This window comes from Aliiroseovarius sediminis (assembly GCF_022678485.1).
Taxonomy (GTDB): domain Bacteria; phylum Pseudomonadota; class Alphaproteobacteria; order Rhodobacterales; family Rhodobacteraceae; genus Aliiroseovarius; species Aliiroseovarius sediminis.
On the sequence record NZ_JALBYP010000021.1, the window covers coordinates 350,361 to 375,531 of the forward strand.

At 60.7% G+C, this 25,171-nt stretch carries 26 protein-coding genes and 2 tRNA genes; 21 read left to right on the plus strand and 7 right to left on the minus strand.

The annotated features are described in order from the left end of the window. Positions 1-64: 64 nt before the first annotated feature. The 3 genes from MN186_RS04095 (at position 65) to betB (ending at position 3,500) form a co-directional block, all read left to right on the plus strand. Complete coding sequence (locus MN186_RS04095) at positions 65-1,177, plus strand: Ppx/GppA phosphatase family protein (protein ID WP_242112249.1); 1,113 nt, start codon at positions 65-67, stop codon at positions 1,175-1,177. After that, positions 1,177-1,908, plus strand: coding sequence for an RlmE family RNA methyltransferase (locus MN186_RS04100; protein ID WP_242112250.1), 732 nt, complete (start codon positions 1,177-1,179; stop codon positions 1,906-1,908). The genes MN186_RS04095 and MN186_RS04100 overlap by 1 nt, the downstream gene beginning before the upstream one ends. A gap of 137 nt (positions 1,909-2,045) precedes the next feature. Continuing rightward, on the plus strand, positions 2,046-3,500 hold the full coding sequence (betB, locus tag MN186_RS04105) for a betaine-aldehyde dehydrogenase (RefSeq protein WP_242112251.1): 1,455 nt from the start codon (positions 2,046-2,048) through the stop codon (positions 3,498-3,500). An 87-nt stretch (positions 3,501-3,587) separates the two neighbouring features. Here betB and MN186_RS04110 read toward each other — a convergent pair. After that, positions 3,588-3,677 (minus strand) — tRNA-Ser (locus MN186_RS04110). Between the two features lie 162 nt (positions 3,678-3,839). On the opposite strand from MN186_RS04110, the gene MN186_RS04115 reads away from it, so the two are divergent. Both MN186_RS04115 and MN186_RS04120 read left to right on the plus strand, forming a co-directional pair. Then, positions 3,840-4,670 (plus strand): DUF2059 domain-containing protein, encoded by an 831-nt coding sequence (locus MN186_RS04115; RefSeq protein WP_242112253.1) that lies wholly within the window; start codon positions 3,840-3,842, stop codon positions 4,668-4,670. Then, positions 4,670-5,545 carry a hypothetical protein gene (locus MN186_RS04120; RefSeq protein WP_242112257.1) on the plus strand — a complete coding sequence of 292 codons (876 nt, stop codon included), beginning with the start codon at positions 4,670-4,672 and terminating at the stop codon, positions 5,543-5,545. The genes MN186_RS04115 and MN186_RS04120 overlap by 1 nt, the downstream gene beginning before the upstream one ends. A 442-nt stretch (positions 5,546-5,987) precedes the next feature. Here the strand turns inward: MN186_RS04120 and MN186_RS16530 are convergent, their stop codons facing one another. After that, a complete protein-coding gene (locus tag MN186_RS16530) occupies positions 5,988-6,878 on the minus strand; it encodes a type VI secretion system-associated protein TagO (RefSeq protein ID WP_242112259.1) in 891 nt (296 codons plus the stop codon). 370 nt (positions 6,879-7,248) lie between these two features. Further along, entirely contained in the window at positions 7,249-9,417 is a 2,169-nt protein-coding gene (locus MN186_RS04130; RefSeq protein WP_242112264.1) for a tetratricopeptide repeat-containing sulfotransferase family protein, read from the minus strand. Between the two features lie 314 nt (positions 9,418-9,731). On the opposite strand from MN186_RS04130, the gene MN186_RS04135 reads away from it, so the two are divergent. The 7 genes from MN186_RS04135 to MN186_RS04165 all read left to right on the plus strand — a co-directional run bounded on the left by MN186_RS04135 (position 9,732) and on the right by MN186_RS04165 (position 15,430). After that, positions 9,732-10,376 carry a 50S ribosomal protein L21 gene (locus MN186_RS04135; protein WP_242112279.1) on the plus strand — a complete coding sequence of 215 codons (645 nt, stop codon included), beginning with the start codon at positions 9,732-9,734 and terminating at the stop codon, positions 10,374-10,376. A 22-nt stretch (positions 10,377-10,398) separates the two neighbouring features. Beyond that, complete coding sequence (gene rpmA, locus MN186_RS04140; protein ID WP_242112288.1) at positions 10,399-10,668, plus strand: 50S ribosomal protein L27; 270 nt, start codon at positions 10,399-10,401, stop codon at positions 10,666-10,668. A gap of 195 nt (positions 10,669-10,863) precedes the next feature. Beyond that, positions 10,864-11,403, plus strand: coding sequence for a GNAT family N-acetyltransferase (locus tag MN186_RS04145; protein ID WP_242112291.1), 540 nt, complete (start codon positions 10,864-10,866; stop codon positions 11,401-11,403). 24 nt (positions 11,404-11,427) lie between these two features. Next, on the plus strand, positions 11,428-11,931 hold the full coding sequence (locus MN186_RS04150) for a GNAT family N-acetyltransferase (protein ID WP_242112293.1): 504 nt from the start codon (positions 11,428-11,430) through the stop codon (positions 11,929-11,931). Between the two features lie 98 nt (positions 11,932-12,029). Continuing rightward, entirely contained in the window at positions 12,030-13,061 is a 1,032-nt protein-coding gene (gene obgE, locus MN186_RS04155) for a GTPase ObgE (protein ID WP_242112299.1), read from the plus strand. Then, a complete protein-coding gene (gene proB, locus MN186_RS04160; protein WP_242112310.1) occupies positions 13,049-14,155 on the plus strand; it encodes a glutamate 5-kinase in 1,107 nt (368 codons plus the stop codon). The genes obgE and proB overlap by 13 nt, the downstream gene beginning before the upstream one ends. 27 nt (positions 14,156-14,182) lie before the next feature. Further along, positions 14,183-15,430, plus strand: a complete 1,248-nt coding sequence (locus MN186_RS04165) for a glutamate-5-semialdehyde dehydrogenase (protein WP_242112312.1) — start codon at positions 14,183-14,185, stop codon at positions 15,428-15,430. Positions 15,431-15,436: 6 nt separating this feature from the next. On the opposite strand, the gene MN186_RS04170 is transcribed toward MN186_RS04165, so the two are convergent. Next, positions 15,437-16,036, minus strand: a complete 600-nt coding sequence (locus tag MN186_RS04170) for a histidine phosphotransferase family protein (protein ID WP_242112326.1) — start codon at positions 16,034-16,036, stop codon at positions 15,437-15,439. A 48-nt stretch (positions 16,037-16,084) separates the two neighbouring features. On the opposite strand from MN186_RS04170, the gene MN186_RS04175 reads away from it, so the two are divergent. The 3 genes from MN186_RS04175 (at position 16,085) to olsA (ending at position 17,987) form a co-directional block, all read left to right on the plus strand. Beyond that, the gene (locus MN186_RS04175) at positions 16,085-16,270 is read left to right on the plus strand and encodes a DUF3553 domain-containing protein (protein WP_420838900.1); all 186 of its coding nucleotides are present in this window, start codon (positions 16,085-16,087) and stop codon (positions 16,268-16,270) included. A 107-nt stretch (positions 16,271-16,377) separates the two neighbouring features. Further along, the gene (gene olsB, locus MN186_RS04180; RefSeq protein WP_242112341.1) at positions 16,378-17,154 is read left to right on the plus strand and encodes an L-ornithine N(alpha)-acyltransferase; all 777 of its coding nucleotides are present in this window, start codon (positions 16,378-16,380) and stop codon (positions 17,152-17,154) included. Next, positions 17,151-17,987, plus strand: a complete 837-nt coding sequence (gene olsA / locus MN186_RS04185; protein ID WP_242112351.1) for a lyso-ornithine lipid O-acyltransferase — start codon at positions 17,151-17,153, stop codon at positions 17,985-17,987. The genes olsB and olsA overlap by 4 nt, the downstream gene beginning before the upstream one ends. On the opposite strand, the gene MN186_RS04190 is transcribed toward olsA, so the two are convergent. After that, positions 17,984-18,613: a thiamine phosphate synthase gene (locus tag MN186_RS04190; RefSeq protein ID WP_242112747.1), complete on the minus strand. Its 630-nt coding sequence runs from the start codon at positions 18,611-18,613 to the stop codon at positions 17,984-17,986. The two genes, olsA and MN186_RS04190, sit on opposite strands and share 4 nt — an antisense overlap. Positions 18,614-18,741: 128 nt before the next feature. On the opposite strand from MN186_RS04190, the gene MN186_RS04195 reads away from it, so the two are divergent. After that, positions 18,742-19,512 (plus strand): RNA methyltransferase, encoded by a 771-nt coding sequence (locus MN186_RS04195; protein WP_242112358.1) that lies wholly within the window; start codon positions 18,742-18,744, stop codon positions 19,510-19,512. Here MN186_RS04195 and MN186_RS04200 read toward each other — a convergent pair whose 3' ends face one another. Continuing rightward, the gene (locus MN186_RS04200) at positions 19,513-19,989 is read right to left on the minus strand and encodes a disulfide bond formation protein B (protein WP_242112364.1); all 477 of its coding nucleotides are present in this window, start codon (positions 19,987-19,989) and stop codon (positions 19,513-19,515) included. Next, positions 19,986-20,564, minus strand: coding sequence for a YqaA family protein (locus MN186_RS04205; RefSeq protein WP_242112375.1), 579 nt, complete (start codon positions 20,562-20,564; stop codon positions 19,986-19,988). The genes MN186_RS04200 and MN186_RS04205 overlap by 4 nt, the downstream gene beginning before the upstream one ends. Positions 20,565-20,731: 167 nt before the next feature. Between MN186_RS04205 and ypfJ the strand changes: the two genes are divergently transcribed. The 5 genes from ypfJ to MN186_RS04230 all read left to right on the plus strand — a co-directional run bounded on the left by ypfJ (position 20,732) and on the right by MN186_RS04230 (position 24,896). Next, positions 20,732-21,574, plus strand: coding sequence for a KPN_02809 family neutral zinc metallopeptidase (ypfJ, locus tag MN186_RS04210; RefSeq protein ID WP_242112397.1), 843 nt, complete (start codon positions 20,732-20,734; stop codon positions 21,572-21,574). Positions 21,575-21,700: 126 nt separating this feature from the next. Continuing rightward, on the plus strand, positions 21,701-22,279 hold the full coding sequence (locus MN186_RS04215) for a TRAP transporter small permease (RefSeq protein ID WP_242112412.1): 579 nt from the start codon (positions 21,701-21,703) through the stop codon (positions 22,277-22,279). Then, positions 22,276-23,628 (plus strand): TRAP transporter large permease, encoded by a 1,353-nt coding sequence (locus tag MN186_RS04220; protein WP_242112418.1) that lies wholly within the window; start codon positions 22,276-22,278, stop codon positions 23,626-23,628. The genes MN186_RS04215 and MN186_RS04220 overlap by 4 nt, the downstream gene beginning before the upstream one ends. Before the next feature lie 73 nt (positions 23,629-23,701). Then, a tRNA-Leu gene (locus tag MN186_RS04225) sits at positions 23,702-23,787 on the plus strand. A 77-nt stretch (positions 23,788-23,864) separates the two neighbouring features. Then, positions 23,865-24,896 (plus strand): cystathionine gamma-lyase, encoded by a 1,032-nt coding sequence (locus tag MN186_RS04230; RefSeq protein WP_338024981.1) that lies wholly within the window; start codon positions 23,865-23,867, stop codon positions 24,894-24,896. The last annotated feature ends 275 nt before the right edge of the window (positions 24,897-25,171 follow it).

The window sequence follows — 25,171 nt, forward strand, 5'->3', positions numbered from 1 at the left end:
AGGGATTGCCACAGACCCGGTGCGGCCCTATCTTTATGCTAACTTGAAATGGAGGGCGTGACCTATGGCGCCCAAGCGTCCCAATGGTGCGGGCGCGTTCCCAATAGCGGTCGATACCCCCGCGCCGTCCCCCGTGGATCCAGCCAGCTTGTATGCGGCATTGGACCTCGGAACCAACAGTTGTCGCATGCTGGTTGCCCAACCGAAGGGAAGCCAGTTTCACGTTGTGGACAGCTTTTCGAAATCGGTGCAGCTTGGCAACGGACTTGAAGCCTCGGGCCGGCTGAGCCGGTCGTCGATGTCGCGCACCATCCAGGCGCTGCGCATTTGCCGCAAGAAGCTGATCAAGCACGACGTAAATCGGATGCGTCTGGTGGCGACTGAAGCGTGCCGTCGCGCGTCGAACGGCACAAACTTCATGAAGCATATCCAGCGCGAAACCGGTTTGACACTGGAAATCATCAGGCCCGAGGAAGAAGCGCGGCTGGCCGTCGTGTCCTGCGCGCCGTTGGTGTCCACCAGGACCGAGCAGCTTCTGGTCGTCGATATCGGCGGTGGGTCGACCGAACTTGTCTGGATCGACCTTTCCCGCGTCCCGCCGTTGGAACGCCCGCGTGCTATCATGCGGATGGGCAACGGCTTCATCGGCGGGGTCAGCGATTTTCCCGCCGCAAGCGTGGTGGACTGGATCTCAGTCCCCTTGGGCGTGGCCACCCTGCGCGAGATGTTTGACGATGTCGAAGACGACGCGGGCCGCTATGCGTTGATGTCGGTGCATTTCGAAGAGCAGCTTGCGGGCTTCAGCCCGTTTCACCACGAACCGCCCCGCGAGGGGTTCCAGATCATCGGCACCTCGGGCACCGTGACGACCGTGGCGGCGACCCATCTGGGCCTGCGCCGCTATGACCGGACCAAGGTCGACGGGCTGCGGATGACCTCGGACCAGATTGAACGTGTGATTCAGGGATATCTGGCACTTGGACCACAAGGGCGGCGGATGAATTCGCATATCGGGCGGGATCGGCAGGCGCTGATCATGTCCGGTGCTGCGATCCTGCAGGCGTTGCTGCGTGTCTGGCCCACGGACCGGCTCAGCGTCGCGGATCGCGGCCTGCGCGAGGGTATTCTTTATTCGCAGATGTCTGCGGACGGTGTTTTGGAAGGCGGATCATTCTGATGACAGACACAGGTGGAAAAAAAGGCGGTCGAGTGCGCAAAAGCTCGGGCCGGGGGCAGCGTGATCTGACCGTGAAAGTGAAAACCGCCCGCGGTCGGCGCAGCAGCTCGACCCGGTGGTTGCAACGACAGTTGAACGACCCTTACGTGCAACGCGCCAAGGCTGAAGGCTATCGCGGGCGCGCGGCCTTCAAGATCATGGAGTTGGACGACAAGTTCCGGTTTCTGGTGAACGGGGCGCGGGTCGTTGATCTGGGATGCGCACCGGGGGGCTGGGCGCAGGTTGCCGTGCCGCGTATCAACGCGCTTGGTGAAAAAAGTGGCAAGAAGGTCGGCACGTTTCTGGGCATTGATTTGCAAGAGGTTGAACCCTTGGCGGGGGCCACCTTTCACCAGCTCGATTTCATGGAAGACGACGCTGATGAGATCGTGAAGGGTTTGCTAGGCGGTAAGGCTGATGTGGTCATGTCCGACATGGCCGCGTCCAGTTCCGGCCACAAACAGACCGACCATTTGCGCATCATTTCGCTGTGCGAAGCGGCGGCCTATTTTGCCTTCGACGTGCTGGACGAAGGCGGCACCTTCGTCGCCAAAGTTTTGGCCGGCGGGGCCGAGGGTGAGCTGCAGAAGCTGCTCAAATTGAAGTTCGACAAGGTCGTAAACGTCAAACCGCCCTCAAGCCGGTCGGACAGTTCCGAGAAATTCGTCGTTGCCACCGGCTTCAAGGGTTAGGCGACCACGGGGCAGGGCGCTGGCTTTCGGATGGTCCTTTGCAGCCCATCCTGCGACACTGAGTCAAAATCCACGAACGTGCGCGATTCCCGGCTGGTCACCAGTCCCGGCACCGCGCTTTGCAGAAAGGCAACGGCATGAGAGCGCAACCCAAAGCAAGCCACTTCATCGGCGGTGACTATGTTGAAGACACGAACGGCACGCCTTTCGACGTGATCTTTCCCGCCACCGGCGAGGTGATCGCCAAACTGCACACAGCCACACCCGCGATCATCGACAAGGCGCTGGATGCCGCGAAATCGGCGCAGGCCGACTGGGCGGCGATGACAGGCACCGAACGGGGCCGTATCCTGCGCCGCGCTGCCGACATCATGCGCGAGCGCAACCACGACCTGTCGGTTCTGGAAACGCTGGACACCGGCAAGCCTTATCAGGAAACCAGTGTGGCCGACGCGACCTCGGGTGCGGATGCTCTGGAGTATTTCGGCGGGCTGGCGGGCAGTTTAACGGGCGAACATATCCCCATGCCGGACGGCGATTTCGTTTATACACGGCGCGAGGCCTTGGGGGTCTGCGTCGGGATCGGGGCATGGAATTACCCCACCCAGATCGCCTGCTGGAAGGCCGCACCGGCGCTGGCCTGCGGCAATACATCCGTGTTCAAACCGTCCGAGATGACGCCGCTGTCGGCGCTGAAAGTGGCCGAGATCCTGATGGAAGCGGGCGCGCCTGCGGGCATTTTCAACGTCGTGCAGGGTTATGGAGAGGTTGGTGGCGCCCTTGTCACCGACCCACGCGTCGCCAAAGTCTCGCTGACCGGGTCTGTGCCCACGGGCAAGAAGGTCTATGCCGCCGCCGCCGCCGAGATGAAGCACGTGACCATGGAGTTGGGCGGCAAATCCCCAATGATCGTCTTTGACGATGCAGATGTGGAAAATGCCGTGTCGGGTGCCATTCTGGGTAACTTCTATTCCTCCGGGCAGGTCTGTTCGAACGGCACACGCGTCTTCGTGCAGAAAGGCATCAAAGAGGCGTTTCTGAAACGCCTGGCCGAACGTCTGGACAACGCGATCATCGGCGACCCACTAGACCCGGCAACCAGTTTCGGCCCGATGGTCAGCGAAGGACAGATGAACATCGTCCTGAACTATATCGAAAAAGGCAAAGAAGAAGGGGCCCGGCTTGTCTATGGCGGCGAACGGGTGGCGGGCGACGGGTTCTTCCTGCAACCCACCGTCTTTGCCGATGTGGCCGACGACATGACCATCGCGCGCGAAGAGATTTTCGGCCCGGTCATGTCCGTGCTCGACTTCGACACCGAAGAAGACGTGATGGCACGCGCCAACGCCACCGAGTTCGGTTTGGCCGCTGGCGTCTTCACCAAGGATCTGAGCCGCGCCCACCGTGTCGTCGCTGGGTTCGAGGCCGGCACCTGTTACATCAACACCTATAACGATGCGCCGGTCGAGGCACCATTCGGCGGAACCAAGGCTTCAGGCGTCGGACGCGAGAACGCGAAAGCAGCGATTGATCATTACTCGGAACTGAAAACCGTCTATGTCCGCCTTGGCGATCTGGAGGCGCCGTTTTAAGCGCGCGTCAGACACCCGTTGGAAAAAGCAAAGAAGCGATAGTAGATTTGGCGTTCTGCCTAACTTAGCGATGAAAACAAAGCCAAGTGGCGGAGAGACAGGGATTCGAACCCTGGGAAGGCTTGCACCCTCAACGGTTTTCGAGACCGCCCCGTTCGACCACTCCGGCACCTCTCCGCGGGGGTCTTGGGGGGGATAGTTCGGCCGTGCGTCATGTGCAAGCCATTTTTTGCACAATTTGCCGCCAACGGACAGTTTCGTGATCGGGTGGCCCTTGGCAGCAGTGTGGTGCAGGGATAGGCTGCGGAAAATCGACCACTCGAAAGGACCGCAGACCCGATGATACGTAATAGATTGGCACCGTTATTCGCTTTCGTTCTCGTGGTGCTGGGGCTCGCATCAGTCGCGCAGGCGTCAGAGCGGAAAGACATTCGCGATTTTCTTGAGGTGACGGGGTTCGATGTAGCCATCGCATCAATGCAGCAAGGGGCGGTGGCGGGGCCGGCGCTGACGGGCGAGGATCCAAATGTGTTTGGTCGCCAGTGGATCAAGCTGGCGGAAGAAATTTTCGAACCGGATGAGATGATTTCTGAAGCGGTCGAAATGTTGGACGCCGTAATGCCTGAGGAGCTGTTGAAACATGGCGCCGATTTCTATGGCAGCCCGCTGGGACAACGGTTGGTCAAGGTCGAAAATGAAAGTCATATGGCCGACGACAAGGAAAAATTCGAAGAAGGCGAACGTATCGTCGAAACCTTGCTGGATGAAGACAGTATTCGCATTCAGATCTTTCGCGAAATGGGCAACGCTATCGGATCGACCGAAACGGCAATCAAGTCCATCGTGGAAATCCAGGTCCGCTATCTGATGGCCGCAATGGCTGCAGGGGTCAGCGATTTCGAGATCGGCGAAGAGGATCTGCGCCTGATGTTGATGGAACAGTCCGGCCAGATGCGGCAGAACATCGAGGTTAACACCCTGGTCGCCAACGCCTACGCCTATCGCAATCTCAGCGACGAGGATCTGATCGACTATCTGGCCGCATTGCAGGACCCCAAGATGGGGCAGGTGTATGAAATCCTGAATGCCGTGCAGTATCAGATCATGGCCGATCGATATGAAACACTTGCCAGCCGTCTGGCCGAGCTTAGCCCCGAACAGGAATTGTGATGCGCGCTGGTGTTCGTGTCGCCCTGTGTGCAGCCGCGGTGGTGGTTGCCACGGCGGCGTTCCCGTTTCGAAGCCACGCTGCCAACCGCGATGTCCCCCCTGTGGTGCAATCCGACGCGCAAGCCTACGACGCGCTGTGGTCGCTTCTGCATCTTGATGAACTTGTCGATCTCATGGGGCAGGAGGGGACCAGCATGGCGATCGCCGCCGATGTCGATCTGCTGGGCCATCCCGGCGGTGATAGGTGGCGGCGGCAAGTGAATGCGATTTATGACACTGACCGGCTGAAGATCGACGCCGAACAGGCGATGGAGGCCGCACTGGATGCCGCGCATCTTACCGCCCTGCGCGACTTCTATGGCGCGGATGCCATGCAGGACATCGTCAAGCATGAACTGACCGCGCGCCGCGCCTTTCTGGACCCCGAAGTTGAGGAGCGTGCCCGCAGCGCGTGGCAGGCAGAGCGCGCCGTGAGTGACCGGGATGAGACGATCCTGCGGTTCATCGAGGACAATGACTTGGTGGAACTGAACGTGATGGGTGCGCTGAATTCCAACTTTGCGTTTCTGCGGGCGATGGTCGACGCCAACCCGGTGCCGTCCGAACGAATGACGGAAGATCAGATCCTGTTACAGGTCTGGTCGCAGGAGCGTGAGATCCGCCGCGACACGTCCGAGTGGTTGTCGGCCTTCCTGTCCACTGCCTACGCGCCCGTGTCTGACGACGCGCTGACCGCCTATGTCGCGTTCTCGCAAACCGAGGCCGGGCAGGCCCTGAACCACGCCATGTTCAAGGCGCTGGATGAGATCTATATCCAACTGTCCGCCGAACTAGGTCGCGCCGTTGGTCGGATGAATGCACAGCAGGATATCTAGTGTGGCTAGGTCTGATGACATTGACCTAAACGTCACATATCTGACCCTGCCGACATATGATGCAAGTGCGGGCAATGACTGGTTTGAGCCGATTGTGTTGAAAAACCCGGCGTCCGACAGAGAAGACGCAAATCGACAGAACAACGTTCCGCGATAGTGCCGATTTGCAAACGACGTTTTGCAAGGGACGCTCTATGAGAGCGATGTTCCGAATTTTCGAGGCGGTTTTCCCATGGCAGAGTTTTTCAACACAATCAGCCCTCACCGACCAATGCTGCGATCGGGACGAATGACCGGTCTGGGGAAGCACGCGGCATCCATCCAGAGCGCTCAATTTGGGTCTAGAACCGTCCTCTCGTCCGTTCCACAAAGCGGAACCGATCTTGCTGAAACGGATAATCTGTTCTGTGACGCCGTTTCGGAAGAGCGCAACCTAATGGGCTTAAAAGCTCCAATTGCAGGTTTCAGCTAGCTCTCCCAGCACGCTACGAAGTCCAGACACCTCGAAGATGGCTGTGTTCGGATTCTCGCCATAGGGAATCGTCTGAAGAACAAGCCGGTTTTCGTCCAAGAGCTCCTTCAGGAAATTACCGGCCCAGCTGGGGGCAAAGGTGGCGTTGCGGTCAGTGGACACGCCCCACCGCTCTTCTCTCGGTTGCCCCGCGCCGATCCGAACGGTGACCCGTTTCCACTCGGAATAGACATCACCGGAATCGTCGCCGAGGAAATCGCCCCAGACCACATAGGCTTCTGTCGTGTTCGACTTGCATCGTGCGATGAAGGTAACGGGTTCTCCCAAACGCGACGTGCCGGTCTCGGCCGTAAGAGACAACGTGACCGTTTGCGTGTCGTCGATCGGGTTGATATTTGTTCGCACGCGCCATACGCCCGATCCTGCGCCCTCGGCATCCGAAGTTACCGGCACCGCTGGCATGGTGGTCTCGTTGATCGACGGATCGATCTCGTAACTGAATGTCCCACACAGACCTGGACTGTTGATGTCAAACGGCGGCTCGGTGGAATCGAAGACAGCCATTGTCAGCGTAGGATCACCTCCAAGGAGGCTCTGCTCATAGAATACGGCATAGAGGCTTTGCTCCGGATCTGCATCACCGCACAGCGTATTCCCGTTCTGCAAGGAGCCAGGGTTATCAGAAAGCCGGAAGACCTCTGCCGTCTGTTTGCCCTGCCCGCCAACATCCCACTCCCGCCATGACGCCCCCTCGGAAGTCAGACCTACGGCTGCACCGTCCCCAAAGGTCAACCTCATCTTGCTGTCTTCAGTCGCGAAAGCATCATTGCCCGATAGCGTGATCGCGCCCGTGATCGCCACAGCCGTCCTACTAAACGGCGAAAAAGACCGTGCTTCCTGCCAGACAAGGCGCTCAATTGCAGACTGCGAAAACGCAGGCGGTGCTAGAAGCACACATGTTATGATGGAGGCTTTCGTATTCATTGCGGTTCTATTCATAGTTTTCACGTTTATAGCGTTTCGGAACAAGCGGCCATTCGGAAAACCGCTGCGAACGGCAAGAAAGTCCCGCCCAGCAGACTTTCGGACAGAGATGCGCGACCGTTGGGCCGCATTGCATGATGTCGCTGGCAAATTATTCCATCCCTCTTGATCTGGCGGAGACGAACTTGGTGACGTCCTGATCCAGCGGTTTTTTGTTGACACGGGGCAGGGTGGCAGGCCACCGGCCTCAATCCTCCGGCACGCCGTCCAGCCCTTTCAGCCCGTCCAGCATTTCGGTCAGATGGCCCTCATAACGGCGCCATTTGCCGATGGACGAACTGTAAAGCGGTTGGCGCACCTGGGCGAGTGACAGGGTTTTCACGCTGCGGTCGGTCTTGTGGAAATCAAGGCAGGCGTCTTCCCACGCCAGCCCGCAGAAATCCAAAAGCTTGCGCACCTCGGTTTCGGGATCGGCCACCAGCGCTTCGTACTCGATCTCGTAAATCCGGTCGGGGGCCATCTGCCGCCACAGCGCCAAGTATTCGGTATAGAGCCGATACGTGTCCACAAGGTCGGCTTGCGTATAGGAATACAGGTGCAGCCCCGTCACAAAGCGGTTTTTGAAGATCGACCACAGATTGTCGCGCGGGTCGCGGCGCAGGGCGACGATCTTTGCGTTGGGCAAAGCCAACCACGCCAAGGGCGCGATTTGGTAGGTCGAGATCGTCTTGTCCGTGATCCTCTTGGCCTGCGGCACGCGAATGTCGATCGCGGCCTGATAATCGCGTCCCAGTTTTTCCAACTGGTCAGCTGTCATATCAGCAACCGTCCCGCCCTCGCGATCCGTGTGGGCGACGGCTTGAAAGGCCATCGGGTGCAGGATGCCCAACTCGTCCCCGCCGGTGATGGTGGAATGGCTGGCAAGGATCTGTTCAACCAGCGTCGTGCCCGACCGCGGCATCCCGGTGACGAAGATGGTCTGATTCTCCTGATATCCGACCGTCCCGATGCGAGCCTCGTCGAATCCGTCCAAAAACGCTCTAAGACGGTCGAAATCGCTTTGCGCCTTGGCCCGGTCATAAGGATGAAGACGGGCCATGATCTTGTTCGAGCGGGAAAGATATTTCCACGCTTTCTCATAATCGCCCGCGTCCTCCATCACTTTCAAAAGACCATAGCCAAGGTCCATTCGTCCGTCTTCCGGCAGGTCGTCGCGGGACCATAGGGCCTCCATCTCGGCGATGAGGGGATCGTCGGGGGCCAGTTTCTTGCCCTGTGCGATCATCCGATACATCGCCCCTGACCGGACGCCGCGCGCCAGTGCGTCGCGCAATATCGTGTCGGCGGCGTCCATCTGGCCATCTTGTTGGAGCAGATTGGCGGCAATGGTAATCACGCGCAGATTGTCGGGATCTTTGGTCAGGGCCGCGTCAATACGGTCACCTGTGCCGTCTGCGTCGCCCGCCAGTTTACGCGCCACCGCGCCCAAGGCCAGCGTTTCGCCCGTCGCGGGGGTCAGTCTTTCCAGATGATCCAGATCAGAAATCGCCTGCGCCGCGTTTTCCAGCGTCAGATGCGCCTGTGCGCGGGTCAGCAGCGCAAGTTGATTGTCCGGGTCCTGTTTTAACACCAGATCAAGGCATTCCAACGCCTCACGCGGGGCACCCTGATCGTGATACAGCGTCCCCAGATTGCCCAGCACAATGGGGTTCTGAGGGATCAGGCGTCGGGCATGCAAAAGCACTTCTTTTGCTTCGCGTTTATGGCCCGTTGCGCGCAGAAGCTGGCCAAGCTGCGCGGCGGCCTCGCCATAATCGGGGTCGATCTTCAGAGCGGTGCGAAAGGCTGCTTCGGCCTCGTCCAGGCGGCCAAGGCTGGCAAGGGCCGCGCCGTGGATGGTGGACAGGATTTCGCTTTTGCCGCGAGTGGCGATCAATTGGCGGGCTTGGGCCTCGGCCTCGGCCATCCGGCCTGCGTTGATGCGTGCGACCAGCGCATTTATCTCGGCGGTTGATGCGTTTGCGGATACCCGGGCGGTGCTGGTCTGAACCGCGTCCATCGTGCGGGCCACGGCCTTGCGGTCGCGATGCGCCAACTTCGATGTCTTCAGCAGGGCCTTCGCGTCATGCTTGGTCTGGGCGTCGCCATGTGCCGCGACAGCGGTCGCATAGGCCTGCCATACCTTAAGCTCGGCCGGGGCAAGGTTGGCCGCGCGCGCCAGCAGATCACAAGCATCTTTTGCGCGCCCGGCCTGCAGGTGGATTTGCGCCATGTGAAATGGGATCTCGGCCCGTTTTGGGGCCATCTTCGACAGTTGCCCTAGCAGATCCAGCGCCTCGCGTGGTTTGCCGGCGCGGGCAAGCCCGATTGCGCGGTTGAACATGACCGGGATCTGGTTGGCGTTAAGCGGCAGCATCATGGTGCTCCTTCGGGTCGATCGATGGGGCGCTTCACGGGCGCATTAGATAATTCCCGTCTTGGCCTATTATGTCAGGCCTCAGCCTGCAAGAGGCGGCCGTATCCCCGCCCGCCCCACGATTTCCGCGGAAATGACCTTGACTTGCAGCTGATTTGGCCCGATAAGCCGCCACTCCTCCCGGGATTGTCTCGCGTGGGGGTATGTAAATTTGCCCAAGCGGGCAACGCCGTTCGAGGCAAGAGAAGGGATCATCCCTTCGTCAAACGCCGGATCACCGGGGCCACAGGACGCGGAAATCGAAGGAAGACCACATGTTTGCGGTTATGAAAACCGGCGGCAAGCAGTATAAAGTCCAGGCTGGCGACGTTCTGCGCGTCGAAAAGCTGGCTGCTGATGCAGGCGACAAAGTTCAATTCAACGAGATTCTGATGGTTGGTGCAACCGTCGGCAGCCCCACCGTGGACGGTGCAGGCGTGCAGGCCGAGGTTATCGACCAGATCAAAGGCGACAAGGTCATCCACTTTGTGAAGCGTCGTCGTAAGCATGGTTCGCAACGCACAAAAGGGCATCGTCAGCAGTTGACGCTTCTGCGCGTGACCGACATTCTTGAAAAGGGTGCGGAAAAATCGGGCGTGAAAGCTGCCATCGGTGCAGGCTCGGTTTCGGGCGCGGCTGTTGCAGCTGCGAAACCGGCCAAAAAAGCCCCAGCCAAGACAGCGGCACCGAAAAAAGCCGCCAAGGCAGACGCACCCGCCGGTGCAGACGATCTGAAGAAACTGTCAGGTGTCGGCCCCGCGCTGGAAAAGAAGCTTGTTGAAGCTGGCGTTACATCGTTCGCCCAAATCGCAGGCTGGAGCGCTGATGACGTCACCGAGTTCGACGAGAAACTGTCGTTCAAAGGCCGGATCGAGCGTGAAGGCTGGGTCGAGCAAGCCAAAGACCTGATGAAAGACTAACGGATAGCTAAGGAGAGAGAGCATGGCACATAAAAAAGCAGGCGGTTCATCCCGTAACGGCCGCGACTCAGCCGGTCGTCGCCTTGGCGTGAAAAAATTCGGTGGCGAAGTCGTCATTCCGGGGAACATCATCGTCCGTCAGCGTGGCACGAAAATGTGGCCGGATGAGAACGTTGGCATGGGCAAGGACCATACCATCTTTGCGACCGTCGAAGGCCAAGTGACGTTCCGCAAAGGCCTGAAGGGCCGCACCTTTATTTCGGTCCTGCCAGTGGCGGAGGCCGCCGAGTAAGCCAAACCTGACAAAGTATCAAGTTTTCAGGGGCCGGCTACAGTAGCCGGCCCCTTTTCTTTTTGTTTCAAGCACATATATGCTGATCATCGGGTCGTCGCAATTTTGTCTTATTTCACACCATTTCTTCGGATATGACCGTGATGCAAGCTGTCTGACCCGGTGCATTCTGCGCTTTTCAGAGGAGGGAAAGCCATGAAGCATGTCGAGATCGCACAACAACCTCGTATCGACGCGGACCGTTTCGTGCTGCGTCCCGTGCGGCGCTCGGATGCGGGGATGCTGTCGATGTATACGGCAGATAAACGGGTCGCCAGCGGCACCCGATCCATCCCACATCCCTTGCCACCCGGAACGACCGAGGCATTCATCGAACGGTCATTGAAAGATGACAGGCCCGAAGATGTGTGGGTGATGGATGCCGCGCGTTCGGACGTGCGCGAGGTGCTGGGTGTGATCAGCCTGACGTATCTGTGCCGCGGGCAATCCCAGCTTGGTTATTGGGTGGCGCCGGGGTTCTGGAACGCAGGCATCGCGTCCGAGGCCGTTTGCGCGCTGATCAGCGCCAATCCCCAGAGCAACCGCAGTATTTTTGCGGAAGTTTTTCAGGACAACCCGGCCTCGGCCCGTGTTCTGACCCATGCAGGGTTTGAATATATTGGCGATGCGGAAAGCCATTCAGTAGCGCGGGGGATGAATGTGCCAACCTGGACTTATATCCGAAAGATGACGTGACCTCTGACAATGTCCTGTGGCCCATTGATTAAAACCCCACGGCTGACATTGCGCCCATTGATTGCCGCCGATGGCCATCAGGTGGTGCGGCTATTGGATGACATTGCGGTGTCGCGCTGGCTGACCGTCGTGCCGCACCCCTATACGCTGGCCGATTTCAACGGGTTTCTGGCCCATCTTGCCGACACCTCGTCCTTGGGTGGGCTGGCGATCGAGCTGCGCGGGCAGGTGGTCGGGGTCGTCGGGCTGGACCCGACGCTGGGCTATTGGCTGGGCCGCGCCCATCAAGGCCAAGGGATCATGAGCGAGGCCGCGGGCGCGCTGGTGGATTGGACCTTTGCGCGCCACGACATCCACTGCATCCGGTCCGGATATTTCGAAGGCAACGCAGCTTCGCAATCGGTTCTATACAAACTCGGGTTTCAAGAGACAGGCGAGACCGAGCGCGTGAATTGCATCTCGCAAGATCTTGATGTTAAACTTATCCGCGTTGATCTGCCACGTGAAATCCGGACCTCGGCGCGCTAAGAACACAACCGACACTTTCGGCAGACCCGCGCCTTGGGCTTGAGCCTTGGCCGGTTTCCCTCTATCGCCAATCATGCAACAAGAAAGGCGTGTGCCCCATGAAGTTTCTCGATCTTGCGAAGGTCCATATCCGTTCGGGTGCCGGCGGCGGGGGCTGCGTGTCGTTTCGGCGCGAGAAATACATCGAATATGGTGGCCCAGATGGCGGTGACGGCGGACGTGGCGGCGATGTGATCGTAGAAGTGGTCGACGGGTTGAACACCCTAATCGACTTTCGCTATCAGCAGCATTTCTTCGCCGGAAACGGTCGGCCCGGCATGGGAAAGCAGCGCACTGGGCCCGATGGTGACGATATCGTTTTGCGCGTGCCGGTAGGGACTGAAATTCTAGACGAAGATCAGGAAACCGTGATTGCCGACATGACCGAGGTCGGCCAGCGTTTCGTGCTGGCCAAGGGCGGCAATGGCGGATTTGGCAACCTGCATTTCACCAGTTCGACCAACCGTGCGCCGCGTCGTGCCAATCCGGGGCAAGAAGGTGTCGAGCGCACAATCTGGCTGCGCCTGAAACTGATCGCCGACGTGGGGCTTTTGGGTCTTCCCAACGCGGGGAAATCAACCTTTCTCGCCGCCACCTCGAACGCGCGACCGAAGATTGCGGATTATCCTTTCACCACGTTGCATCCCAATCTAGGCGTGGTCGGCGTGGACGGGGCCGAGTTCGTGGTGGCCGACATTCCCGGCCTGATCGAAGGCGCGTCCGAAGGGCGTGGCTTGGGTGATCTGTTCCTGGGCCACGTCGAACGCTGTTCCGTCTTGTTGCATCTGGTGGATGGCACCGCCGAGGATGTGGTGGCCGACTGGCAGACCATCATCACTGAAATCGAAGCCTATGGCGACATTCTGGGCGGCAAACCCCGCGTGACCGTTCTGAACAAGATCGACGCGCTGGATGACGAGGAACGAGAAGACAAACGCAAGGCGCTTGAGGCCGTCGCCGGTCCCGTCATGTTGATGTCTGCTGTCGCCCACCATGGCACAACCGAGGTGCTGCGCGCACTGCGCAAACAGATCTCGGACGATCGTATCCGTCTGAACCCGCAAGAGGAGCAACAGACGTGGCGACCCTGACCAACGCCAAACGCATCGTCGTCAAGATCGGCTCTGCGTTGTTGGTCGATACGGCCACGGGGGCATTGAAATTCGACTGGCTGGCGTCGTTGGCAAAGGACGTTGCAACCTTGAAGGCGCGGGGCGCCGATGTGGTTTTAGTGTCTTCCGGCTCCATTGCTCTGGGGCGCGGGGTGTTGGGCTTGCCTGTAAGCACCTTGTCTCTGGAACAATCACAAGCCGCCGCTGCTGTGGGGCAGATCAGGCTGGCACGAGCGTATGAAGAGGCTCTGGCCCCGTTGGGCGCCACCACCGCGCAGGTCTTGGTGACGCTGGAAGACAGCGCCGATCGGCGTCGGTACCTGAACACCCGCGCCACCTTGGAAACATTGTTGTCGCTGGGCGTCGTGCCCATCGTCAACGAAAACGACACTGTCGCCACCGACGAAATCCGCTTTGGCGACAACGACCGGCTGGCCGCGCAAGTGGCCGTCACGGTCGGGGCGGATCATCTGGTGCTCTTGTCCGATGTGGATGGGTTCTATTCCGGCAACCCCAAAGATGACCCCTCGGCCACGCGCTATGACGTGATTGACGCCATCACGCCCGAGATCGAGGCGATGGCGGGCGACGCAGGCACTGGTCTGTCGAAGGGTGGCATGAAAACCAAGGTGATGGCTGCGAAAACCGCGACTGGGGCAGGGTGCGACATGACGATCACGCTGGGATCGCGCATGAACCCGTTGACCGCTCTGGCAGAAGGCGCGGCGTCGACCCTGTTCACCGCACGCACCGACCCCAAAGCGGCCCGCAAGCATTGGATCGCGTCAATGAAACCGCGTGGCGCGGTGGTGGTCGATCAGGGGGCGGAACGGGCTCTGCGCTCTGGCAAATCGCTTCTGCCCGCCGGGGTGGCCGCTGTGCGGGGTGATTTCCAACGCGGCGATCCGATTGAAATACACGGGCCCGACGGCACCCATCTGGGGGCGGGGCTGAGCCGCTATACTGCGGAAGAAGCCCGCGCGATCAAAGGTTGCCGCTCGGACCAGATTGAACCCATTCTGGGCTATCCGGGCCGCGCCGCCCTGATCCACCGCGACGACATGGCCCTTTAAGGGCGACAACAAAGGGACAAGGACACGATGAGCGAAGACATCACATCCATGATGACCGAGATTGGCCGCCGCGCACGTGACGCGGCCAAGGATCTTGCCTTCGCTCCGGCCGAGGCCAAGGAAAAGGCGTTGCTGGCGGCGGCAGATGCCTGTTGGGACCGACGGGCCGAGATCATCGCGGCCAATGAAAAAGACATGGCCTTTGGGCGCGACAAGGGCCTGTCGCCCGCGATGATGGACCGTCTGATGCTCGACGAGGATCGCATCAAAGGGATGTGCGATGGGCTGCGTGCCGTGGCGGGGCAGGCCGATCCGGTGGGCGAGGTGCTTGAGGAATGGGATCGTCCTTCAGGCCTTCATATCAAGCGGGTGCGCACGCCCTTGGGCGTCATTGGCGTGATCTATGAAAGCCGCCCCAACGTGACAGCGGATGCGGGTGCCCTGTGTCTAAAGGCCGGGAACGCTGTGATCCTGCGCGGCGGGTCAGAGAGCTTCCATTCTGCGGGTCTGATCCACGCGTGTTTGCAGGACGGGCTGCGCGCCGCCGACCTTCCCGAAGATGCCATCCAGCGCGTGCCGACCCGTGACCGCGCGGCGGTCAGTGAAATGCTGACCATGATCGATTACATCGACGTGATCGTGCCGCGTGGCGGGAAGGGGTTGGTCGGACTTGTCCAGCGTGAAGCTCGCGTGCCGGTTTTTGCGCACCTCGAAGGCATCGTGCATGTCTTCATCGACAAGGACGCCGACCCCGACAAGGCCGCGCGGGTGGTGATGAACGCCAAGACCCGACGCACCGGCATTTGCGGCGCAGCGGAGTGTCTGTTGATTCACCGCGATGCAGTCGCCTTGGGGCAAAAAATCCTGAACGACCTGATGGATGCCGGGGTCGAGGTTCATGCGGGCGAGGGGCTGACCGGCACCATAGCCGCCACCGAGGATGACTGGGGCAAAGAGTTTCTGGACAGCATCATCGCCGCGCGGATTGTCGATGATGTGAACGGCGCGATTGATCACATCAACCGCTATTCCTCGTCCCATACCGACGCGATCCTGACCGAAGATGACGCCACGGCGGAGCGGTTCTTCACTCGGCTCGACAGCGCGATCCTGATGCGCAATGCCTCGACCCAGTTTGCCGATGGGGGCGAGTTCGGCATGGGGGCCGAGATCGGCATTGCCACAGGCAAGATGCACGCGCGCGGGCCTGTGGGGGCCGCGCAGCTGACATCGTTCAAATACCTGGTCGAAGGGGACGGGACGGTTCGGGGCTAACGCGCCTCAGAACTCCACACTGATCGACCGCTCGGCGATGGTCACGCCAATCTCGCGCCCCTGTCGGGCAAGCTCGGGCGCGATCAAGGCGAAATGGACCTGAGCAGGCGGCACGTCATGGCCTGCTTGGGGGTCTGACAGAAGCGCCCACAGCGCCGGGTCGATCTTCAGCTTCTCGGCCTCGCCCCGGATTTGCCAATGTTCGCCATCGCGGCGGACCTGCACATGCCCGCCCCACGGCATCGCCGTTTCAAAGCATTGCAGCAGCAGGAATGCCAGCTTCACCGCGCCGCGGGGCTGATCGCCCGCAGGTTGCCACGCGACCTCGACCTTGCGGTTGTCGGTACCGGGGGACAGAAGGGAAGCGATTTCAGCACCAGCGATCATCTGACCGTCGGCTGCCGCGCCGAAGGCCACACGGAAGAACCGGATGCGCAGGTTCGCATTGGCGATGCTTTCGGCAATCAGCGCCATTTCAGGGCTGTCGGGCTGGCCCGACATCTGCAAAAGCTCGACCCCATTGCCGATGGCGCCCAAAGGGCTGATAAGGTCATGGCAGATGCGTGATCCGATCAGGGCGGTCAGGTCGGCGGGCTGGTGTGTCATGGGGCGTGCCTTGGTCTGTAGAACAGGGAAAGAGAGTGAAGCATGAACATGGGTGCGTTACTGGAACCGGGCATGTTGGTGCGTCATCCTGGGCAGCCCGATTGGGGGCTGGGGCAGGTGCAATCCAACATCGGCGGCAAGGTCACCGTGAATTTCGAACATGCGGGTAAGCGGGTGATTATGTCTGACGTGATTGACCTCATACCGGTTTTTGATCCCTCGCAAGCAACGTAAGGTCGCGTTTCGGCTTTTATATTCTACTCTAACGGGCAGCCGATGCGATTGCAAACACAGACCCATCTGCATAAAAGCCCAACAAGGTTAGCAAAACGTTAAAGACGATGCCCCAGCCCGATTTTGTCCTTCGCCTGGCCCGAGACGAGGCCGACCTGATCGCGGCGCAGCACCTGCGGTATGACGTGTTCGTCAGCGAACTTGGAAGCGACGGCGCGCTGGTGGACCACGATGCGCGCCTTGAACGGGACGCGTTCGACCCTTTCTTCGACCATTTGATCCTGTTTGACCGGGCGCGCCCGGACATGCCCGCGGTCGGTGTGTATCGCCTGTTGCGCGGCGACTGCCTGTCGGACGGCCCCGGCGGGGTGAACCGGTTCTATTCGGAAGATGAATATGATCTGAGCGTCCTCAAGGCCTCGGGCCGGAAACTGCTGGAGCTGGGCAGGTCCTGCCTGCACCCCGACTATCGCGGCGGTGGGGCCATGATGGTGCTGTGGGGCGGGCTGGCCGACTATGTGGCGCAACATCAGATTGAGGTGCTGTTTGGTGTCGCCTCGTTTCACGGCACGGATATCGCGCCGCTGAAGGCGTCTCTGTCGCTGCTGCATCACCGGCATCTGGCCCCCGATCATCTGCGCGTGAAGGCGCGACCCGCACATTTTCAGACCATGAACCTTCTGGCCGAGGACCAGATCGAACGGCCCGCCGCGATGCGCGCGGTGCCGTCGTTGATCAAGGCCTATCTGCGATTGGGCGGCTTCGTGGGCGAGGGCGCCTTTGTCGATCATGACTTCAACACGACCGATGTGTGCCTTGTGCTGGACACCGAACAGATGAGCGCGAAGCACCGCACAATCTATACCCGGACGCCCCGCACATGAGCGCCCTGTGGCATGGCGAGGTTGAACCGCCCGCCTTCCGCCCCGCGGCCTCCGACTGGCCCCGCATTGTCGCGCGCGGGCTGCCGCTGGCCTGTCTGATCTTTGGCGGGCTAGTGGTCCTGCTGCTGGTTCGGTTGGTCGAACGCCCCATCTGCGGCATCAAACGCCCGCTGACACCGCATATCACCCAGTTCGTCTGTCGTTCGGCCTTCGTGATCATGGGCATCCCGTTCAAGGCGATGGGCACGCCGATGCGCGAAAAAGGGGCGGTTGTGGCAAATCACGCGGGCTGGCTGGATATCTTCACGCTGAATGCGAAGAAGCGGGTCTATTTCGTGTCGAAGTCCGAGGTCGCGAACTGGCCCGGCATCGGTTGGCTGGCGCGCGCCACCGGCACGGTGTTCATCAACCGCGACCGTCGCGAGGCGACCCGGCAGGTCGAGGTGTTTCGCGACCGGCTGGCCGCGGGCCACAAGCTGCTGTTCTTTCCCGAAGGGACCTCAAGCGACTCGCGGCGGGTTTTACCATTTAAATCAACACTCTTTGCCGCATTATTTACACCTGTTCTGCGCGATTTCATGTGGGTGCAGCCGGTGACGGTGCGCTACATCGCGCCCGATGGCGCCGATCCGCGCTTTTACGGCTGGTGGGGGGATATGGTCTTCGCACCGCATATGATGCAGACGCTGGCCGCGCGGCGGCAGGGGCGGGTCGAGGTGATTTACCATCCCCCGGTCAAAGTAGCAGACTTCGCAGACCGCAAAGATCTGGCGCGCTATTGCGAAACCACGGTGCGTGCGGGGTTGGGCGATCTGAATGTCGAGGCGCGTTAGCCCGTCATCGCCGCCAGCAGGTGGGACAGCCGGGCCGTGGGGTCGTCGCTGTTCCAGATCTCTTCCCCGATGGCGAAGAAGTCGGTGAACGGGGTCAGGGTGCGGATGATGTCTTCGTCCAGCGCGCCTTCGGCAACCACCGGCACCTCGATCATCTTCGACCACCAGTCGAACAGGTCGGCTTCGGCGCGGGTGCCGTCGCCAAGGGTGGAGGTGCCCGCGGGGCCGAAGCTGACGTAATCCGCGCCCATTTCGCCTGCCGTCATGCCGTCATGGCGCGAGGCGTTGCAGAACGCCCCCACGATGGCATCGGCCCCCAGATCGTCACGGGTCTTGCGCACCCGGCGCGCACCGTCGCCCAGATGCACACCGTCCAGCCCCAGACGTTCCACCATCAGCGCGTGGTCGGTGATCACCAGCGGCACATCTCGGGCGTGCGCCACCTCGCGGCAGGCATCTGCGGCGCGCATGATCCGGTCCTCGTCTGAGGTGGCAAGCGACAGACGCAGGCAGGCGGTGTCATGGGCATCCAGCACGCGGGCCAACTGGTCGGGGAAGCGCGACAGTTCAAACTCGGGCGGTGTCACCAGATATAGCTGGGGAAATTCCATGTCGGTCTCGGCCATCTTGCGGTCCTTTTCGTCTGGTGCTTGCAGCTTCATAGACGGCTCTTGCGTCAATGCAAGTGATTCAGACATGCGCACCACGCGCGCTTGCTCTGGGCCGAATGCCAGCGTATCACGCGCGCAATCAAATGGAAGGATCCGCGGTGGCAGATCAGTTGACACAAGAACAGGGGCCGGAGCCCGAAATCGTGCTGGTGCGCCCGCAGATGGGCGAAAACATCGGGGCGGCGGCACGGGCGATGTTGAACTTCGGGCTGGGGCGGATGCGGATCATTGCGCCCCGCGACGGTTGGCCGAACCCGTCGGCGGTCGCCATGGCCTCGGGCGCCGGGCGCGTTCTGGACGCAGCCGGGGTTTACGCTACGCTGGCCGAAGGGGTTGGAGATTGTGACTATGTCTATGCGACCACCGCTCGGTCGCGCGACTTGGCGAAACCAATCCTCAGCCCTGAACGCGCGATGATCGAAGCGCGCGCCATGCAAGCGGCAGGCAAGAAGGTCGCGGTCTTGTTCGGCCCGGAACGCACCGGGCTTGAAAATGACGAGGTCGCGCTGGCCAACGCCATCATCTCGGTCCCTGTGAACAGGGAATTTGCGTCGCTGAACCTTGCGCAATGCGTGTTGCTGACGGCCTATGAATGGCGGCTTCAGACCGGCGATGTCGCGCATGAGGTGATGGAATGGGCCGGGTCCGAGCGCGCACAGGCGATCGAGGTCGAAAAGCTGGCGCAGCACTATGAGACCCGTCTTGACGAGGCCGGGTTCTTCTTCCCCCCCACCAAGGCGCCGGTGATGAAAACCGCGCTCAGGAATATGTGGAGCCGTATGCCGATGACCCGCGCGGACGTGCAAATTTTCCACGGCATCCTGCGCCAGTTGCTCAGGGGCAAGCAGGACTGATCAGGTCTTGCGGGTCGCCGCGATAAGCCAGATCACCGCCAGGCCCAACGACCCCACCGCGTTCAGGTTCGCCATGGTGACGCCCAGAAACTCCCACGGGATTTCGTCGCAGCGGATCAGGGGGGCCTCGTTGATTTGCGACAACAGGTCATCAACTGACAAGTCTGCGACGCCGCCGCCGGAACACGAGGTGGGGCCTTCCCACAGTTTCCGCTCGACCCCCGAATGGTAAAAGCCCAGCGCGGAGGTCGTTGCGGCGGCCAGCGCGCCCAGCCAAGCCAGCGCCTTTTTTCCCGTGCCCAACGCCGCCGTGCCGATCACGACGGCTGCGGCGTGCGGCCAGCGTTGCCACAGGCACATCTCGCATGGCGCATATCCCAGCGCCTGAAACCCGAAGGCCCCGCCCAGCATCAGGGCCGAGGACACCGCAGCGAAGGCGATCAGTTGGTTTGATGTAAAACGATCAAGAAAGCTCATAGGTATTTCACCAGATAGAAGCCGCCGAGCAAGATCACGACGAACAATGTGAACATCAGGCCCAGACGACGTTCGATAAAGTCGCGGATTGGTGCGCCGAATTTCCACAACAGCGCTGCTACGATGAAGAACCGAAGCCCGCGCGCGATGACACTTGCCACCATGAACACGCCGAAATGCAGCCCCGTCGAACCCGACAGGATCGTGATGACCTTATAGGGGAAGGGCGTGACCCCCGCGATCAGCACAGCCCATGCGCCCCACTGGTTGTAGGTGTCCGAGAAATGGCCGAACTCATCCGTTTTGCCGTAAAACTCCAGCACCGGCTGACCGACGCTTTCATAAAGCCCCCAGCCGATGAAATAGCCGAACGCCCCGCCAATCACCGATGCCACCAGCGCCACCGTCGCGATGACGAAGGCCCGCGACGGGCGCGCGATGATCATCGGGATCATCAGCACATCCGGCGGAATCGGAAAGACCGAGCTTTCCAGAAAGGACACGACCGCCAGCGCCCACAGCGCATGTCGGGTATTGGCCAACCCCATAGTCCAATCGTAAAGTCGCCTGATCATCTGCGTGCCTTGTTTTATTTTGCGCTCACGAACCACGCCCGGTGGTCAAGGTCAAGAGAGGGAGGCGCAAACATCGCTTGATACAGGGTGAAGGGCCGGTAAACTGGAGCGATCGTTCATCGTCACCGTCGGGACAAGACCGCCGACCCATAACAAGGAGCCGCCTGATGAAATGGAAAGGCCGCCGAGGAAGCCGCAACATCGAAGACCGCCGACGGATGGGCGGGGGCAAGGCGCAGTTGGGGGGCGTTGGCCTGTTGGCGGTGGTGGTGATCGGGTACTTCCTTGGGGTGGACGTGACGCCCTTGCTGCAAGGCGGCGGCGGGCTGGGCGGCGAGGGCGGCGGCGAGATCACGCAAGCGGACGAGCAAGAGGCCGAATTTGTATCCGTGACCCTTGCCGACACGGAAGAGGTCTGGGCCGAGCTTTTCCGCAACCAAGTGGGCGAGGTCTATGACCCCGTGACGCTGGTCCTTTACAAGGGCGTGACGCAAAGCCCTTGTGGCGGGGCCTCGGGCGCGACGGGGCCGTTTTACTGCCCCGGGGATCGCAAGGTCTATCTGGACACTGCGTTCTTCACCACGATGGCACGGCAGTTGGGCGCCAGCGGAGATTTCGCCGCGGCATACGTTGTGGCGCATGAGGTCGCGCACCATGTCCAGAACGAGTTGGGTGTTCTGGGGCAGGCCAATGCGATCCGCGCGCAAGTCAGCGAGGCGGAAAGCAACGACATTTCTGTACGGATCGAGCTTCAGGCGGATTGCTATTCCGGCATTTGGGCGCGCGAAGCACAGGCCCGGTTCGGCACGTTGGAGCGAGGCGACATTGCCGAGGCCATGAACGCCGCCCGCCAGATCGGTGACGATACGTTGCAGCGCAACGCGGGCCGCGTGCCGATGCCGCACACTTTCACCCATGGCACATCTGCCCAGCGGCAAGATTGGTTCCTACGCGGCTACGAAAGCGGAGATATGCGAAGCTGCGATACGTTCTCGGCGCGTCAATTGTGACGCTGGTTCCAAAATATTGCCGCGACAACCATCCCCGAACACGCTAAAGCCTGTCGCGAAATCCTGACAGACGGCGCGCGGCGCGGTATCAGGTGCAGGGCAGGGACTACGGCAGAGGGTCAAAGAGTGGCAAGACCGGCACAGGCGCGTGTGGGCCGCATCATCGAACATCTTAGCCGCTGGACTGCCTATGGCGGTGGTCTGATCCTCATGGGCATCGCGTTAACCACGGTTCTGTCCATCACTGGCCGCGCGTTGACCGGCGCCGGGTTGGGGCCGATCAGGGGCGATTACGAGATCGTCGAAATGGGCTGCGCGGTGGCGGTGTTCGGCTTTCTGCCGTGGTGCCAGTTGCGGCGCGGGCATGTAACGGTGGATATCTTCATATCGACATTGCCCGACCGGGTTCAGGCGGTGCTTGGGCTGATCGGTGATCTGCTTCTGACCTGCGCGGCATTTGTCATCCTGTGGCGCCTTTGGTTGGGCTTTGGCGAGAAGTTCCCCTTTGGGTCAGACGCGATGCGCGACTGGCTTGGCATGGGGGCAAAGCCCTTCTTTGCCGAAAGCACCTATGAGCTGGAAATCCCGCTGTGGATTCCCTTTGGCCTGTGCGTCATTGGTGCTGCGCTGTTCTTCGTGGTGGCGCTTTTTACCGTGTGGCGGTCACTGGGCTGGGTCATTGACGGCAAGGAGCAACCGGCATGACCGGCATCGAACTGGCGATCCTTGCCTTCGGGCTGATGCTTCTGGCGATCTTCCTGCGGCTGCCCATCGGGCTTGCCATGGGCATGACCGGCTTTTTCGGCATCTGGTATCTGATGGGTCGTCCCTCGGTCACGCTGAGCCAGCTCAAGACGCTGTCTTACGACACGTTCTCCAGTTATTCCTTATCCATCGTGCCGCTGTTTCTGCTGATGGGGCAGTTTGCCACCAAATCCGGCATGTCCAGCGCGCTGTTCGAGGCCGCAAGCGATTGGTTGGGCCACCGCAAGGGCGGGGTGGCGATGGCCGCCGTGGGGGCCTGCGCAGGGTTCGGCGCGGTGTGTGGATCGTCGTTGGCGACGGCCTCGACGATGGGACAGGTGGCGTTGCCTGAAATGCGCAAGCGCGGTTATTCCGACGCGTTGTCCACCGGGGTTCTGGCCGCTGGTGGGACGCTCGGCATCCTGATCCCGCCTTCGGTGATCCTGGTGATCTATGCGATCCTGACCGAACAGAACATCGTGAAAATGTTCATCGCCGCCCTGATCCCCGGCATATTGGCCGCGCTGGGTTACATGCTGACCGTGGCCATCATGGTGCGTATCAAGCCAGACAGCGCGACGACTGCGGACCGCGTGCCTTACGCGCACCGGTTCAAGACGCTCCTGTCGATCTGGCCCGTGGTGGTGATCTTCGGCCTTGTCATTGGCGGGATCGCGGCGGATTGGAACTGGACGAAGGCGGGTGTGCAAGCCCTGTTCACCCCGACCGAGGGCGCGGCGGTGGGGGCCGTTGCCACCGGGCTTTATGGCGCCATGACCGGAGGACTGACTTGGAGGGGCTTTCTGGACAGTATCCTGTCGACTGCCCAATCCACGGCGATGATCTTCTTCATCCTGCTGGGCGCACAGATCTTCAACTCGTTCCTGGCCTTCACCCAAGCCCCGCAGATGCTGGCCGATTGGGTGGTGGGGCAGGGGTTTGCGCCTCTGGCCGTGCTGTCGGTGATGCTGGTCACCTATTTGATCTTCGGCTGCATCATGGACAGCCTGTCGATGATCCTGCTGACCATCCCGATCTTCTATCCGATCATCAATGTGCTGGATTTCGGCCTGACCCCCGAACAGACCGGTATCTGGTTCGGCATTCTTGCCCTGATCGTGGTCGAGGTCGGGTTGATCACGCCGCCGGTGGGCATGAACCTATTCATCATCAACGCCATGGCGCGTGATATTCCCATGCAGGCGACCTATCGCGGCGTGGCACCCTTTGTGCTGTCGGACCTGATCCGGGTGGTTGTTCTGGTCGCATTTCCGGGCATCACCTTATGGCTGGTCGCGATCATGTTCTAGATCACGCAAAATCGCCGGAACTGGGCAAAAACGCGTTGACCTTGCCGTGGGGCTTGGGTAATCCCAACCCAGTGCCCAAGTGGCGGAATGGTAGACGCAGGGGATTCAAAATCCCCCGCCTTCACGGGCGTGAGAGTTCGAGTCTCTCCTTGGGCACCACTCCGATTTCAGTTACAGATATCCCTGCCGCCCCAGCGATGCGCGGGGCCTGTGGAAGTGTCAGACGGGGGGCGACCATGCCGGACAAAGACGCAGACAAAAGGGCCGCCGATCTTCTGCACCACAGGGCGCAGGGGCTGGCCAAGGGCGACCCGATTGCGCTGCCGCTGGTGTCAAGTTCGATGTTTCACCTGCCGGGCGACCCCGATGGCGCGGCCAGCTATGGCCGGACGAACAACCCGACCTGCGAGGCCCTGGAATGCAGCCTGTCGGTGCTTGAGGACGCGCCGTGCCTGTGTTTTCCATCCGGGATGGCCGCGATCTCGGCGGCGCTGTTTGCAACGCTCAGGGCGGGGCAAACGCTATTGATCCCGTCGGACGGCTATTACGTGACGCGCCTGTTGGCAGACCGGTTTCTGGCCGGGCTGGGTGTCACGGTGATCCAGCGCCCGACCTGTCATTTTGCCGAAGGGGGCTTTGACGGGATCGACGTGGTGTTCATCGAAAGCCCTTCGAACCCTGGTTTGGAGCTGTGCGACATCGCCGCCATTGCGCGCGATGTGCGCCGCAGAGGCGGAAAGACGATCGTCGATAACACGACGATGACCCCGTTCGGCCAGCGCCCGCTGGATCTGGGTGCGGATATGATCGTGGCATCAGACACGAAGGCACCCGGTGGGCATTCGGACCTTCTGATGGGTCATGTGGCGACACGGGACGAGGCATTGCACCGCGCGGTCCTTGACTGGCGGACAATCTCGGGCGCTGTCGCCGCGCCAAATGCCGCGTGGCTTCTGCATCGCGGGCTAGAAACGTTGGAGCTTCGCTTCGCCCGGATGTGTCATAGCGCGGGAATTCTGGCGGCTGCCTTGATCGACCATCCGGCGGTCATAAACATACGCTATCCTGGTCTGCCAAGTGATTCCGCCCATGATCTAGCGCGACGGCAGATGTCGACATTCGGCTTTCTGATCGGCCTGACTTTGCCTGACAAGGACCAGGCTGAGCGGTTTATCGCTAACTGTCGCCTGCTGCGTCCCGCCACGTCTTTTGGCGGTGTTCACAGCTCGGCCGAGCGGCGTGCGCGGTGGGGGGGATGCGGTGCCTGACGGGTTCGTGCGGCTATCGATCGGATGCGAGCCGACCGGGACTTTGCTGGACGATTTTCTGAGCGCGTTGAACAACTTATAGCTCTCAAACCACGGCCAGCGAATCAAATCGCAGGTTGGCGCCGATAAATTACACGCGACGTAGCGTCAACTTGCCATCATAGATGGAATGTTGTGGCAGGATTATGGCGGGCGACGTGAATTATTCCCCAAAAGCGTGTAAACCTACTGATTTATCGAGATAATCTTCATATTTTTGTCGAAAAATGATAGTA